Genomic DNA, 14,124 nt, shown 5'->3' on the forward strand with positions numbered 1-14,124 from the left:
TTACTCGTTAAATTCTAAAACCTCATTCCACTTTAAGGTCACCTCAGTCTTTTTTTCCAAATCACCTGCACTCGTATCTATACTCTTTAAGGTTATTTGGCCTTTTAGCGCTTCTCCACTTGGCCAAAACACCCAACCAGGCCTGGGTAGTTGCTGTTGTTTGGCAAAGGTCTCATTTAATTGCCAACTTACGTTAAAACCATCAAGCCAACCATAAATAGGCACTTGTTTAGCTTGTAACCATTGACTATTGACATAGTTAAAGACCGTTAACCCATCTTGATCAGGAGCAATTAAATACATCTTTTGTGTAAATACCGCCTGATCTGCAACCTGCTTTATGTAGCTTTGTATTTTAGCTCGTTGATTACTTAGAATATCTTGGCTATAACTGCCTAATGACATTACCCCAACCAAAACCACAATACTCATAATGACCACAACCACCATAAGCTCAATCATGGTAAAACCTGATTGTCTATGTAAGCGCTGAGAACGGTTAGTCATAATTTAGTAACCTGTTATTATCCAATTATTATCCTGTCGCGCTTTCAAGTATTAACCTGCCAGTTTCCTGTACTAATAACCAAGGCCTAACAGAGCACTAAAAATCATAAGATGAACATCATATTTCTTAGATTACTTGAAACCTTTGCACGAGTCTGGGATGTCAGAAAAAAGTAAAAGAACCCTTTAGATTCAGCCTAAAAAATACAAATAATAGCTAGCTATTGAGCGATTTTTCTAGGTTGAAGATAGAGGATTATGGCCTTTTTTAAGTATTCATCGACTCTTGCAAAGGTCTCTACCTACTTTATATTCCATTGGCCAATGGTAGCATTAACGCCTTCTCCACCGTCTACTCCATCAGCTCCATAGGTAAACAAATCAAAAGCACCATGTTCACCAGGAGAAAGGTATAAATAAGGATTACCCCATGGATCAACCGGCACAGTATCTAATAAACTCTTCCAATTTTTAGGCACAGGTTCATCGGTTGGCTGAGTGACTAATGCTTCTAATCCTTGGTCTGTGGTTGGGTAACTAAAGTTGTCTAACTTATAAAGCTTTAATGCTGATGAAACCGCAGAAATATCCTGTTTAGCTTTTACAATGCGGGCTTCATCGGGTTTATCCATTAAATTAGGAACCACCAGGCCTGCTAATACCGCTAAAATAACAACCACCACCATTAATTCAATTAAGGTAAATCCTTGTTGATCCTTACTACTGCTTCTGCTTACGATATTTGACTGTTTTTGTAAGTTTAGATTTTTCATGTTGTACACTCTGCCTTTTTGTACGTTTTAATATTTTGCATAAAACCTTGAATTGCATTAATTTCAACTAATTTGAAGTTGCTTAAACTAAGTTCCCACCATCTGATTCATTTCAAAGATAGGCATCATAATCGCTAAAACCACGGTTAAGACTACCCCTCCCATAATAATAATTAAAATCGGTTCTAAGACACTCACTAAGGTATTCGCAGAAGTCTCTACCGAGAACTCATAGTGTTCTGCACCCTTAAGCAACATAGCATCTAATTGACCTTTACCTTCCCCCGTTCTAACTAGGTTTAATAACAATGGAGGGAAAAACCCCGCTTTAACCATTGCTTGGCCAACCGTTTCACCTTCTCGTACATCATTGACCATAATTAATACTGCTTTTTTCAACGGGGCTGATGTTACGACTTCGGCAGAGATTTTAAGTGCATCTTGTATTGCCACCCCACTTGAAATCAACACGCCCAATGTTCGGGCCCAGCGTGCGGCAGAAGAATAAATTAAAAACCGTTTTAAACCAGGTATTTTCAATAAAAAAGCATCCACTTTATAACGCCCTTTTGGTTGGCGTAACAGCCAAATAAAACCCAACCAAATGACAATAAAACAACCTAACAACCAACCCCACTGGTTTTGAATAAAATCACTAAAGCTCACTAGTCCTTCAGTTAAGGGCGGTAGGTCTTGTTTCATATTGTCAAAGACTTTTACTACTTTAGGCACCACATAAACCATTAAAAAGAACACAATAAAAATGGCAACAACGACCATTAAGATTGGATAAATCAAGGCGGTTTTCATTTTTTTATTTAACTGATCCCGCTGTTCAATCGATTCGGCCAAACGCGACAATACCTTATCTAAGTAACCACTTTCTTCGCCTGCTTGAATGGTGGCAACCACATCAGTTGGTACTTTATAGGGCGCTTGATTCATTGCACTTGCTAAGCTATATCCTTCTGCAACCTTGGTATGCAAGCTGGTAACAAAACGTTTCATCTGCTTACTTTCAGCTTGTTGCGACATCGCCTTTAATGCTTCATTAAGCGTTGTTCCTGCATCTAGTAAAGTATAAAGTTCGCGAGTAAACAGTGAGAGTTCTGCCGTGTTAACTTGAGGAATAAATAGTACCGTATTAACACCGGGAGTATTTTTTACTCTTTTATTGATTGGCTCAATTGAGGTTGGGATCAATCCTTTATCACGTAACTGTTGCCTTATTTGTTTTTCAGAATCGCCCTCAAGCAAACCTTTTTTTAGTTTGCCGGATGCACTTAACGCTTTGTATTCAAAAGCGGGCATAAAGGTTCTCCATAAACAACGCGATTAATCGGTTCTTCATAAAAAGATTCATTTGGATATTCATTATAAATTCGTCATCATTTTACTAACGCTGAGTCACTCGCTGAACTTCAGATAAATCAGTTTGGCCTTTTAATACCGCATGATAACCATTATCTGAAAGCGAATTTGACTGCTTTCGTACCACCTTTTCAATCTCTTCTTCAGGCACATTAGAATAAATCATGGAACGTAATTCATCATCCATCAAAAACAGTTCATACAAGCCCATTCGACCTTTATAGCCGGTAAATTGACATTTTTCACAACCATTAGAGCGGTAAATCGTTGCTTCTTTAACACCTAATACTTTACATTCGGCAGCATCTGCTTGGTGAGGGGTTTTGCAATCACACAACTCACGAACTAAACGCTGAGCTAAGACCCCAACAATACTTGACGATAATAAAAAGGGTTCGACCTTCATATCGCGTAATCGAGTTACGGCGCCGATGGCTGAATTGGTATGCAAAGTAGACAAAACTAAATGTCCTGTTAAGGAAGCTTGGACAGCAATATTGGCGGTTTCAGAATCTCGAATCTCCCCCACCATCACCACATCTGGATCCTGGCGCAAGATAGCACGTAAACCTTTCGCAAAAGTCATATCGGCTTTAGAGTTAACTTGAGTTTGATTAATTCCATCAATGTTATACTCAATAGGGTCTTCAACAGTCATAATATTGCGTTGCGCATTATTTAACTGAGCCAACCCCGCATAAAGCGTAGTGGTTTTACCTGAACCCGTTGGCCCCGTGACCAAAAAAATTCCATGCGATTTAGACAACGCACTTTGGATTCCATTCTCGACCTTTTCTGGCAATTTTAGTTCTTTTAGATTTAAACGCCCTGCACTCTTATCCAACAAACGCAAAACAACACGCTCTCCAAAACTAGAAGGAATGGTGGACACCCTTAAATCAACCGCTCGCCCGCCTAATTTCAAAGAAATTCGTCCATCTTGTGGTAAACGTTTCTCTGCAATATCTAATCGTGCCATAACCTTAATACGAGACACTAACATATTGGCTAGAGCCACTTTTGGCGTTAATACGGTTTTTAAAATTCCATCAACTCTAAAGCGAATACGTAATTCATTTTCAAAGGGCTCTATATGAATATCCGAAGCACGCGAGCGAATGGCTTCGCTTAAAATCGCATTTAATAACTTAATAATGGGGGCTTCATCTTCACTATCCAACAAATCCTCAGGCTCACCGACTTCTGCAAAGACCGAAGCAAGATCCTCCGTTTCAATCGAACCAATCGCTTCCATTGACTCGGTTCCGTGGCTTGAATAGCTAGACTGAATCTGCACATCAAATGCAGTTTTATCGAGTCTTTGAAGCACAATATGAGAGCTTACATATTGTCGCTGCAACTCCAATAAGGCACTTGCTGGCGTTTCCTCAGTAAAGCGTAAAAGTAAACCGTTGTCCGTGTCACTTAATAACACCTTATTCTTATTGGCAAAGCTAAACGAAAGCGCAATATTCATAAATATAAATCCTTAAGGCTGCTCATGTAAAACTTAAAAATCTAGCAACTCATCAGTGGTTGATTCATAAATCAATTTATCATCATCATTCTGCTTTTTAGTTTGCTCTTTTGCCTCTTTTTTAAGCGTTTCTTCAATAGGCTTTGCTGACTGGCCTTTTGTCCATTCATCGACAGTCGGTAAGCGCGGGCGCAATCCATTTAGCAGAGAGACATCATTGGCACGTAGCATGGCATCTTGTTCTTGATATACAGAGCGGTATTTTTTATTACTGTAATAACTACTCATTGAATTATTTCGGATAATCACCGGACGCAAAAAAACCATTAAATTAACTCTTTCACGAGAATCTTGTTCTGAACTAAATAAATTACCAAATAAAGGTAAATCCCCCAGGCCTGGTACTTTTGACTTAGAATTGGTTTGTTTCTCATTGATTAAACCTCCTAATACCACCATTTGTCCGTCACCCACAATCACACGAGTTTTAATCTGACGTTTAGACGTTTGAAGATCTACCGCTTGCCCTTTATCAATAACATCCGAAACTTCTTGGTCAATATCCAGATAAACTTCATTACCTTCATTAATCTGAGGTTTAACTTTAAGCTTTAAACCTACATTTTTACGCTCAATGGTAGTAAAAGGATTAGATACTGATGAAGAGGTACTGGCGTAAGAACCGGTTTGGAAAGGCACTTCTCTACCTACTAAAATTTCAGCTTCTTCATTATCTAATGTCAAAATAGACGGAGTGGCTAAAATATTAGAGGCCGAATTGGTATTTAAAGCACGTATTAAAGCACCCCAACCAGTGCTATCTGAATTAAGTTCACCACCCCCCAAAGTGATACCTCGCCCAATCGCTTGCGATTGCGCTAGAAGATCACCTGAATTACCAATAATTGAAGGGATTGCCCCTGAGAAATTCACCAGGCCTGCTCCGCTTGATCCTGCTAAACCCCATTCCACACCCAACTCTGCGGCCTTATCCTCTGAAATCTCAACAAAAATGGCTTCAATTAATACTTGAGCACGACGAATATCTAACTGCTTTATGACACTTTTAAGCCCTTTTACCACCGCCGTTGGTGCGCTGATAATCAAAGCATTCATCCTTTCATCTGCTTCAATGCTAATCTTTTCTTTTAGTTCTACTTTGTTTAATGCAGCCGTATTTAGACCTGTGTTTTTTGGAGGCAACTCATTTTTAGAGTTTTTTACCTTTTCTAAAACAGGCTTATCCTGTGGTAACTCATCCTGAATTTGAATAGTTTCATTGCCCGCAATCTTTTGTAAAATAGGGGCAATATCCGCTGCTTTGGCGTAGCGTAAATAAATCACTTGCACACCGCCTTCAGCATCAACTTTTACATCCAAATCGGCTATTAACGCTCTGAGCATCATGCGTTTAAATTCATCCCCACTCAAAATAATTCGGTTAGAACGAGCATCAAAACCAATCGTAACATCTACGCCACCTTGTCCTTTTGGCATCACACTCTTAAGCGTTTTGGCCAAATCTACTGCAGAGGTAAACTTAATTGGAATGACTTCATATGCGCCTTTAACATCAACATCAACGCGCTTTAAAATGCTTTTTAAACGCTTAATGTTAGAAACCGTATCTGACACAATCAGTTTATTACTCTCAGATAATGCTACTAAATGCCCCTCTTTGGCGACTAAAGGACGTAAAACAGCAACTAACTTTGTTGCTTTTACATTCCGTATCGAAATCACTTCAGTTACCCAATCCTCATCATCCTCATTCCAAGAACGGTATGGAATTTGGTCTCTAGCAATGTTCGCTGGTACGACTTTAATCGCTCCATCTGTTGGCACGGCGACATACCCATAAACATTTAATATTGCTAATAATGACTCATACAGTTCGTTGGGGTTCATACCTTCTGGAGCAATGAATGTCACGTTACCTTTAACACGAGGGTCAATAATAAAATTCTTACCTGAAATTTTAGCCACAGCCTCAATCACGGTTTTAATATCGGCCTGTTTAAAATTCTGTTTTAAGGTTCCTTCTGCTTTAGCCTGTTGCAAGCCAACTAAAAAAAGAGTGCTTGCCAAAAATAAAACGCCAAATGAACTCAATATCCAACTTAACACACTACGATTTTCTCGCACTTTACTCTCACTCTTATTACTAACAAACAATTGCATCATCTAATTATCCAGTTGAACCAAAATATTCTGCGTTTGACCATTTCGTTCAATGATTAAGTCTAAATTGGTTTTCTTAAGTAACGTTTGCCAAAGCGTTGGCGATTTAGCCAAATCCTCAACTGAATAGCCACTTACGTTTTTAAGTAAATCACCAGGCTTAAAACCTAGGGATTCAAAAATTGATTTTTCAGTTCTTGGCCAAACCTTAACCGCAGAAATTTTGCCATCTTTTTGTATCATCTGAAAACGCAAATATCGCATAATCGAAACAGGATTTTTTAAAGCGTTATCTTTAACAGTTTTTAAGGTTTTAAACTGCTGTTCAGTTAATTCTGAACCAGAATCGTGATTCGTAAAAATATCTTGATCTTGAACCATTTCAAGCTTCTCTAACAATCCATTATGAGTAATGACCACATAATCAGAATGAACATCTTTAAGGACAACACCTCTTTGAATCTTTTCACCTAAACTAAAGCTATAATCCTTGCCCCCTTTTTCAATAATCGCCAGACTTCCATTAGGGGCAATCAAGACACCAAGTAATTTGAGACTCAAGCGAGTTTTCTGAACATCCTTAGCGACAATCAAAGGTTTAGATTGAGTGGCCGGTGCTCTCCCAAACAAATAAATTGGACTAGACATAGAAGCAGAATTCATTGATTGTTTTTCTGATTGGATATTCATTGACGGTAAAATCAAATCTGGCTGCGGGTTAACATAAAATGCCAAAAACATTTTACCCAACATCCAAGCTAGCAATATAAATAACAATATAAAAACAGATGTGATAATTTTATTTTGATTTAAACGATTCAAAAAACTCTCTCATTTTGTATCCTGAAATATTCCTAAGGTTCTCCATGTCTATAAAAGTCTTTAATAGAGAACGATATTTATTAATGCCGAAGTCATTGATTAACCCCCAAATTTGGCATACCTAAGAATACCGTTCATAAATAAAAAACGCTATCAATTTTATAAAATATTTAGGAAATTTTTCGTATAAGTGCAATATAAAGCAGAAAGTTAATCGTGCATAAGAGGAACCCGTTCCGTTTGAACGATTTCCAACGACAGCGACAACATGATTTATTTATCTTTTTGCCTTATTACGCTGACTTACTAGTGGCTTTAATTAAAATTTTCTCACAAGCGATAAACTGCTCTGATTTGTCAGTAAATCTTGACCCTATTCTTTATGTACCCAACAAACAACTCATTTAAACAAATTAAATTAATATACCAGGCCTGGTAAGTTATTAAGGTTATGTGAATTAATTTTTATTGCTAAGTCTAGGGCAATAAAAACTAAAATAATGAATCCAATCCAATGGTTTTGAATAACGCGGATTCAAGTAATAACCGCAATTTTTAAATTATGCTGCAAGTAAATCTACCTGCAGCCCCATAAATAATTCATTGGGTGCTTTACCACCTCGTGTTTTTCGAGGACGATTATTTAATCTGTCCATCACAAATTGAACTTGCTCTTGAGTGATGCCTCTCAGATCCGTGCCTTTAGGAAAATACTGCCGTATCAATCCATTCGTATTTTCGTTTATGCCTCTTTCCCATGAGGCATAAGGGTGGGCAAAAAACACTTGTGCGTCCAATGCCTCTGCCATGGCCTTATGTTCTGCAAACTCTTTGCCATTATCATAAGTTATCGTATGTACACGCTCTTTGAGTGGTTCTAATACAGCAATAACGGCTTCTTTGAGCTTGTCTGCGAACTTACCCTGTAATGGCACAATAATGAAACAAAGGGGACGTTATGAGGTTCCCCCAAAAAACTGGACACTAAATATTACTATTTGTAGTCTTACCTATCGATTTCGACCCCGAGCACAAAACCTTTATCATGATTAAAAATTTTTATTGACTAAATGGTCAGCAAGGAATTAATGTGTATATACATTGCATATACAATATTTTGTTAGTAGTGTAATGACAATAATTAGGAGTAAGGAAAATGGCTAGGACAGCACAAATTAATATGCGTGTTGAACCAGAACAGCAAGCGATTATTAGTCGAGCTGCTCAATTACAACACATGGATAGAACGACTTTTATCGTTAATGCCGCTTATGAAAAAGCCAAGAACGTCTTGTTAGATCAAACTTTTTTTCAATTAGATGAGAAAGAGTTTACTGATTTTAATCAAGCTTTAAACATGCCTGTGCGTAAAAATAATCGCTTAAAAGAATTGTTTAAGGAAAAATCGCCTTGGGAAAAATAACAGAACCAACTGGCTTAAATGCGGAACATGATATTTCTTCCTTTGACTGTGGCTATGAGGCTTTAAAGGAATGGCTACAAGAGAAAGCATTAAAAAATCACCGTGGTGATGCCAGTAGATGTTTTGTTATTTGCGATAACAATAAAGTCGTTGGTTATTACGCATTTTCTAATGGTTCTGTTGAACACAACGAAACGCCTGGTGCGTTAAAAAGAAATATGCCCAACCCTATCCCTGTATTAGTCATGGGGCGATTAGCGATTGATAAAAATTACCAAGGACAGTCTTTTGGTAAACACCTGTTGAAAGATTGCCTTTTGCGTTCAATCGCCGTTTCTGAACACGTTGCATTCAAAGCATTAATGATACATGCGATAGATGAAAAGGCTAAAGAATACTACCTGAATTTGGGGTTTGCTGAATCACCAACAAACGATCTCACCGTGTTTTTGCCAATGAAGCAGATTCGTAATGATTACGAAGATTCTTTTAAAGAGGATTAGACCCTTTGATCTATTCGTTTTGAACCTATTCCCCCCTTCAAGACTAACCAACTGGTAATAAAAAGCCTTGCATTAGTAGCATCTTCCAATACATGGAAGTCTTTTACAATAAAATAAGAAGACATTCTTATCTCGATTATTAATCGCCTTTAAGTTACGAAATGGCTTTTTATGATAAAGTCTAACCGTCCAGTTTATTGGGGGAACTTCATAACGTCCTCTTTTACTCATTATTAAAGCACTCCCAGCCCTCCAAATTATTTCGTTATTTTTGAACTTTATCAATTGGTGAATTCAAGTTCTAAGTGCAACACACTTAATCAGAATGTGAGCATCGTTCTGTTTTGTATTTACCCAGATTCTTGAAGTTCCAAAAGAAACGACTCGTTTACTGTAAATTTCAATAAGCTACCAGGGCTGGTTATTTATGAAGATTATGTGAATTAAGTCTATATTGCTAGGTCTAAGGCAATACTAACTAAAACAATGAATCCAATCCAATGGTTTTGAATAAACACTTTAAAGGCTAATTTGTCATCATGCTGTGATAGTCGTTTTAAATCATAAATAAACCAAACTGCGACAGTTACCAGGCCTGTAAAAAAGATAAACCCAAGATCAAATATCAGGCCAACCCAAATCAACAGCGCAAGCATAATCCCCTGAAATAATCCAATAGCTGGAACAAGCTTGTCTGCAAATAAAATGGCGGTGGATTTTACGCCAATTTTTAAATCGTCTTTCATATCACCCACTGCATAGGCGGTATCGTAAATAAGGGACCAAACCATAGTGGCCGCAAAGATTGGCCAAACTTGCCAAGGCACTTCATTTTGAACCGCTGCAAATGCCATTGGGATTGCCCAGGCAAACGCTGCACCTAAAAAGGCTTGCGGCCAATAGGTATGGCGTTTCATAAAGGGGTATAAAGCGGCTAAAAAGAGTGCTCCAAAAGAAAGGTAGACGGTAAGACTGTTAAGCGTTAACACTAAACCAAAGGCAATTACACAAAGCACACCAAAAAACAGCAATGCGCCTTTGGCTGAGATCTCACCCGAGGCTAGCGGACGATTACAGGTACGTTCCACGTGGCCATCAATATTTCGATCGGCAAAGTCATTAATAACACAACCAGCCGAACGCATTAAAATCGCACCAAATACAAACACCACTAGTAAATAGATAGAAGGCATTCCGCCAGAGGCTAACCAGAGTGCCCATAAAGCTGGCCACAAAACTAAATAGATGCCTACTGGCCGATTTAGTCTGGTTAGGGAAATGTAGGAGCGGAGTTTATTCATAAAAAGCTATGATGCTGGGAAAATAAATGAATTAAGATAATTCATTAACAGTGGTTATAATCTCATCATAGACAGCAGGGGAGATTTCTAAATTAGCCTGTACCTGACCTTGTCGGTCTGCATATTGCATTAATACTTTATGACCCTCTTTTTCCCATGCGATGACATAGCCATAAGCCAATAATTCGGTTTGTCCTACATCTTGATGAGTAATTTGCCAGGCCTGGTCTGCCATTGCTTTTTTAAACGGTTCGCAATCTTTATCAGCGATTTCATAATGCTTCATAAATCATTATCACTCTTTTTTATAAATCTTATTTTTAACTCTAACTTTTAGTTGGTTTTTGCCAATTTGAAATCGTTATCTGCTTGGCGCGAGACAAAGTTAATTTTGCTTCAGGGGTATCTTTGGTAATAGTCGAACCTGCACCGATGGTCGCGTCATCACCAACTTGTACTGGTGCAACTAATTGACTATCAGAACCCACAAATACTCTATCACCAATAATGGTTTTGTGTTTATTTACACCATCATAGTTGCAAGTAATGGTACCCGCTCCAATATTAACGTCTTTACCCATATCAGTATCACCAATATAGCTTAAATGATTGACCTTAGAGCCTTCGCCAATAATGGCCTTTTTGGTTTCTACAAAGTTACCAATTTTAGCTTCATTGCCCAGTTCTGTACCGGGGCGTAAACGGGCATAAGGGCCAATAATACAATTTTGACCAACTACACAATCTTCAAGATGACTAAACGGGTGAATGACCGAACCATCTGCAACTGTCACATTCTTTAAAATACAGTTAGCACCAATTGAAACGTTCTCACCTAGGGTTACCAGGCCTGCTAGAATGCAATTAACGTCAATTTGAACATCTGCCTTAGCATTTACTTGGCCACGAATATCAATTCGATTCGCATCCAGTAAAGTAACACCCGCTTGCATCAACTGTACTGCCTGTTGTTTTTGAAAGCGACGTTCTAAATCTTGTAATTGAACCTTATCATTTACCCCTAACACTTCAATTTCTGAATGTGGTTGAGTAGTCTGCACAGTAAATCCATCTGCAACAGCCATAGCGATAATATCCGTTAAATAATATTCACCTTGCGCATTATCGCTGCTTAAATTCGATAACCAATAATTTAGTTGTTGGCCTTTAACTGCCATAATGCCGGTATTAACTTCTGAAATCAGTAGTTGTTCATCAGAGGCATCTTTCTGCTCGACGATAGCCTGAACAACAAGATGCTGGTCACGAACAATACGGCCATATCCTGTGGGATTATCGAGATTAATAGTTAACAAGCCTAAAGGATATTCATTTGATACTAAAGATAATAAATCTTGTAAAGTTTCTAAAGAGGTTAGTGGGACATCGCCATACAAAATCAACACCGTATCATCAGCATTGACTAACGGTGTCGCCATTTGCACAGCGTGCCCTGTACCCAATTGTTGTTCTTGCATAACAAAGCTTAGATTATCACCTGCAACTCTCTGCTCTACTAATTCAGCACCATGACCTATCACTGTAATAACAGAGTCTGAATTAAGAGATTCAGCGGTATCAATCACATGCTGTAAAAGTGACTTATGAGCTAAAGGTTGCAAAACCTTAGGCAGCTTAGAACGCATACGAGTACCTTTACCCGCTGCCAGAATAACAACTTTTAAAGCCATAGCTTTATTCCTTTAAATAAAAACAATTAGATAAAATTAAAGTTTACATAATTATTCTTCAATGAAAATGGAAATACTTTGTTAGATTAGTGGTTTCGATTGTGGAGCAAGGTCAAGGAAACGTAAGTGAGTGTAGTTAACTACACGACTCGTCGTTGACAAAGAGATTGCCCGCAAGCGGTACAACTAATCAACAAAGAAAAAAAAAGCGCCCTTAGGCGCTCTTTTACAAGGGTAACAATTAAGCCAACCCAGTTTTATGCAAACTATCACGTAATTTACTGATTGCTTGTATTTGAGCTACGGCTTCTGCTAACTCAACCTGAGCTCTTGCGATATCAGTTTCAGTTTTTGCATTATCCATAGCTTCTTCAGCACGCTGTTTTGCAGCTATTGCTTCAGCTTCATCTAAATCATTAGCACGAATGGCTGTATCTGCTAACACAGTGACCACACTTGGCTGAATTTCGATGATGCCGCCGCTAATGTAGAAATGATCTTCTTCATCACCACTAACAACACGTACTGTTCCAGGCTTCAATGAGCTTAGAAACTGGGTGTGGTGAGGCATAATACCAACCTCACCGTCGGCAGCCTGTGCAAAAAGCATTTCAGCTTTACCTGAGAAAATCTCACCTTCTGCACTTACAATATCTACTTGCATTGAGACTGCCATAACGAATTACCCTTTATACTTCTTAGCGTTTTCTAGAACTTCGTCAATGTCTCCAGCATACATAAATGCTTGCTCAGGAACATCATCTAATTCACCACTAGCGATCATTTTGAAACCACGGATAGTTTCTTTTAATGGTACATAACGACCATCTTCACCAGTGAACACTTTAGCTACGAAATATGGCTGAGAGAAATAACGCTGCATCTTACGTGCACGTGCTACAAGAGAGCGATCTTCTTCAGAAAGTTCATCCATACCTAAGATAGCAATGATATCTTTCAACTCTTTATAACGCTGCAGAGTCTGCTGAACGTTACGAGCTACATCATAATGCTCTTGACCAACAACTAGTGGATCAAGCTGACGTGAAGTTGAATCTAGTGGATCGATTGCAGGGTAAATACCTGTTTCAGCGATAGCACGGTTCAATACAACAGTCGCGTCTAAGTGAGCAAATGTAGTAGCAGGAGCAGGGTCCGTTAAATCATCTGCAGGAACGTAAACGGCCTGGATAGATGTGATAGAACCTGTCTTAGTTGAGGTAATACGTTCTTGCACCTGACCCATCTCTTGTGTAAGAGTTGGCTGGTAACCTACCGCTGATGGTAGACGACCTAAAAGTGCAGATACTTCAGTACCAGCAAGTGTATAACGGTAAATGTTATCTACGAAGAATAAGATATCACGACCTTCATCACGGAAGTACTCAGCCATAGTTAAACCAGTCAAGGCAACACGTAAACGGTTTCCTGGAGGCTCATTCATCTGACCATAAACTAGAGCAACTTTATCAAGTACTCCAGACTCTTCCATTTCATAATAGAAATCGTTACCTTCACGAGTACGCTCACCTACACCAGCAAATACTGAGTAACCAGAGTGTTCCATCGCGATGTTACGAATAAGTTCCATCATGTTTACAGTTTTACCAACACCAGCACCACCGAATAAACCTACTTTACCACCCTTAGCGAATGGGCAAATTAAGTCGATAACTTTAACACCAGTTTCTAGTAATTCTTCAGAAGCCGCTAGCTCATCAAATGCAGGAGCTGGGCGGTGAATTTGGCTTGTACTTTCAGTTTCTACTGGGCCCGCATTATCAATTGGGTTACCAAGAACGTCGAAAATACGACCTAATGTTGCTTTACCAACTGGAACTGAAATAGGCGCTCCAGTATTGCTAACAGCCATGTTACGCTTTAAACCGTCTGATGAACCCATTGCGATTGCACGCACTTTGTTATCACCGATTTGCTGTTGAACTTCAAGAGTTAAACCAACTCCATCAACAGTTAACGCGTCATAGATATTAGGTAAATCAGCACCTTTAAACTCGACGTCTACAACGGCGCCGATAATTTGTACTATTTGTCCACTCATAATCTTTAACCTT

14 protein-coding genes are annotated in these 14,124 nt (G+C 38.7%); 2 read left to right on the top strand and 12 right to left on the bottom strand.

Translation table 11 applies throughout. From position 1 onward, the window contains the following. From BS34_RS12390 to BS34_RS0111220, 7 genes are all read right to left on the bottom strand, one after another. Positions 1-507 carry a prepilin-type N-terminal cleavage/methylation domain-containing protein gene (locus BS34_RS12390; RefSeq protein ID WP_038126718.1) on the bottom strand — a complete coding sequence of 169 codons (507 nt, stop codon included), beginning with the start codon at positions 505-507 and terminating at the stop codon, positions 1-3. A gap of 302 nt (positions 508-809) precedes the next feature. Further along, positions 810-1,280, bottom strand: a complete 471-nt coding sequence (gene gspG, locus BS34_RS0111195; protein WP_051640875.1) for a type II secretion system major pseudopilin GspG — start codon at positions 1,278-1,280, stop codon at positions 810-812. Between the two features lie 87 nt (positions 1,281-1,367). Next, positions 1,368-2,591 carry a type II secretion system inner membrane protein GspF gene (gene gspF / locus BS34_RS0111200; RefSeq protein ID WP_029408599.1) on the bottom strand — a complete coding sequence of 408 codons (1,224 nt, stop codon included), beginning with the start codon at positions 2,589-2,591 and terminating at the stop codon, positions 1,368-1,370. Positions 2,592-2,676: 85 nt separating this feature from the next. Beyond that, positions 2,677-4,128 carry a type II secretion system ATPase GspE gene (gspE, locus tag BS34_RS0111205; RefSeq protein ID WP_029408600.1) on the bottom strand — a complete coding sequence of 484 codons (1,452 nt, stop codon included), beginning with the start codon at positions 4,126-4,128 and terminating at the stop codon, positions 2,677-2,679. 33 nt (positions 4,129-4,161) lie between these two features. Further along, positions 4,162-6,312 carry a type II secretion system secretin GspD gene (gene gspD / locus BS34_RS0111210; RefSeq protein WP_233993210.1) on the bottom strand — a complete coding sequence of 717 codons (2,151 nt, stop codon included), beginning with the start codon at positions 6,310-6,312 and terminating at the stop codon, positions 4,162-4,164. Then, on the bottom strand, positions 6,313-7,131 hold the full coding sequence (gene gspC / locus BS34_RS0111215) for a type II secretion system protein GspC (protein ID WP_029408602.1): 819 nt from the start codon (positions 7,129-7,131) through the stop codon (positions 6,313-6,315). 560 nt (positions 7,132-7,691) lie between these two features. Next, positions 7,692-8,066, bottom strand: a complete 375-nt coding sequence (locus BS34_RS0111220) for an IS30 family transposase (RefSeq protein WP_038126719.1) — start codon at positions 8,064-8,066, stop codon at positions 7,692-7,694. Positions 8,067-8,287: 221 nt separating this feature from the next. Here BS34_RS0111220 and BS34_RS0111225 point away from each other — a divergent pair, with 221 nt between their 5' ends. Together BS34_RS0111225 and BS34_RS0111230 are read left to right on the top strand one after the other, a co-directional pair. Next, complete coding sequence (locus BS34_RS0111225) at positions 8,288-8,554, top strand: type II toxin-antitoxin system TacA family antitoxin (RefSeq protein ID WP_029408604.1); 267 nt, start codon at positions 8,288-8,290, stop codon at positions 8,552-8,554. Continuing rightward, on the top strand, positions 8,542-9,057 hold the full coding sequence (locus BS34_RS0111230) for a GNAT family N-acetyltransferase (protein WP_029408605.1): 516 nt from the start codon (positions 8,542-8,544) through the stop codon (positions 9,055-9,057). The genes BS34_RS0111225 and BS34_RS0111230 overlap by 13 nt, the downstream gene beginning before the upstream one ends. Before the next feature lie 449 nt (positions 9,058-9,506). On the opposite strand, the gene ubiA is transcribed toward BS34_RS0111230, so the two are convergent. The 5 genes from ubiA to atpD all read right to left on the bottom strand — a co-directional run bounded on the left by ubiA (position 9,507) and on the right by atpD (position 14,114). Continuing rightward, positions 9,507-10,358 (bottom strand): 4-hydroxybenzoate octaprenyltransferase, encoded by an 852-nt coding sequence (gene ubiA, locus BS34_RS0111240; RefSeq protein ID WP_029408606.1) that lies wholly within the window; start codon positions 10,356-10,358, stop codon positions 9,507-9,509. 31 nt (positions 10,359-10,389) lie between these two features. Continuing rightward, a complete protein-coding gene (locus BS34_RS0111245; protein WP_029408607.1) occupies positions 10,390-10,644 on the bottom strand; it encodes a hypothetical protein in 255 nt (84 codons plus the stop codon). 40 nt (positions 10,645-10,684) lie between these two features. Continuing rightward, the gene (gene glmU / locus BS34_RS0111250) at positions 10,685-12,049 is read right to left on the bottom strand and encodes a bifunctional UDP-N-acetylglucosamine diphosphorylase/glucosamine-1-phosphate N-acetyltransferase GlmU (RefSeq protein WP_029408608.1); all 1,365 of its coding nucleotides are present in this window, start codon (positions 12,047-12,049) and stop codon (positions 10,685-10,687) included. A gap of 241 nt (positions 12,050-12,290) precedes the next feature. Next, positions 12,291-12,725, bottom strand: coding sequence for a F0F1 ATP synthase subunit epsilon (locus BS34_RS0111255; RefSeq protein WP_029408609.1), 435 nt, complete (start codon positions 12,723-12,725; stop codon positions 12,291-12,293). A 6-nt stretch (positions 12,726-12,731) separates the two neighbouring features. Further along, positions 12,732-14,114: a F0F1 ATP synthase subunit beta gene (gene atpD / locus BS34_RS0111260; protein ID WP_029408610.1), complete on the bottom strand. Its 1,383-nt coding sequence runs from the start codon at positions 14,112-14,114 to the stop codon at positions 12,732-12,734. Between the last annotated feature and the right edge of the window lie 10 nt (positions 14,115-14,124).

Origin of the sequence: Thiomicrorhabdus sp. Milos-T2, from assembly GCF_000702325.1 — a bacterium.
Taxonomy (GTDB): Bacteria; Pseudomonadota; Gammaproteobacteria; order Thiomicrospirales; family Thiomicrospiraceae; genus Thiomicrorhabdus.

Coding starts and splice junctions, on each gene's coding strand:
- gspF (WP_029408599.1), bottom strand. CDS start 2,591: ATGCCCGCTTTTGAATACAAAGCGTTAAGTGCATCCGGCAAACTAAAA.
- glmU (WP_029408608.1), bottom strand. CDS start 12,049: ATGGCTTTAAAAGTTGTTATTCTGGCAGCGGGTAAAGGTACTCGTATG.
- BS34_RS12390 (WP_038126718.1), bottom strand. CDS start 507: ATGACTAACCGTTCTCAGCGCTTACATAGACAATCAGGTTTTACCATG.
- BS34_RS0111255 (WP_029408609.1), bottom strand. CDS start 12,725: ATGGCAGTCTCAATGCAAGTAGATATTGTAAGTGCAGAAGGTGAGATT.
- gspD (WP_233993210.1), bottom strand. CDS start 6,312: ATGATGCAATTGTTTGTTAGTAATAAGAGTGAGAGTAAAGTGCGAGAA.
- ubiA (WP_029408606.1), bottom strand. CDS start 10,358: ATGAATAAACTCCGCTCCTACATTTCCCTAACCAGACTAAATCGGCCA.
- gspG (WP_051640875.1), bottom strand. CDS start 1,280: ATGAAAAATCTAAACTTACAAAAACAGTCAAATATCGTAAGCAGAAGC.
- BS34_RS0111245 (WP_029408607.1), bottom strand. CDS start 10,644: ATGAAGCATTATGAAATCGCTGATAAAGATTGCGAACCGTTTAAAAAA.
- gspE (WP_029408600.1), bottom strand. CDS start 4,128: ATGAATATTGCGCTTTCGTTTAGCTTTGCCAATAAGAATAAGGTGTTA.
- BS34_RS0111225 (WP_029408604.1), top strand. CDS start 8,288: ATGGCTAGGACAGCACAAATTAATATGCGTGTTGAACCAGAACAGCAA.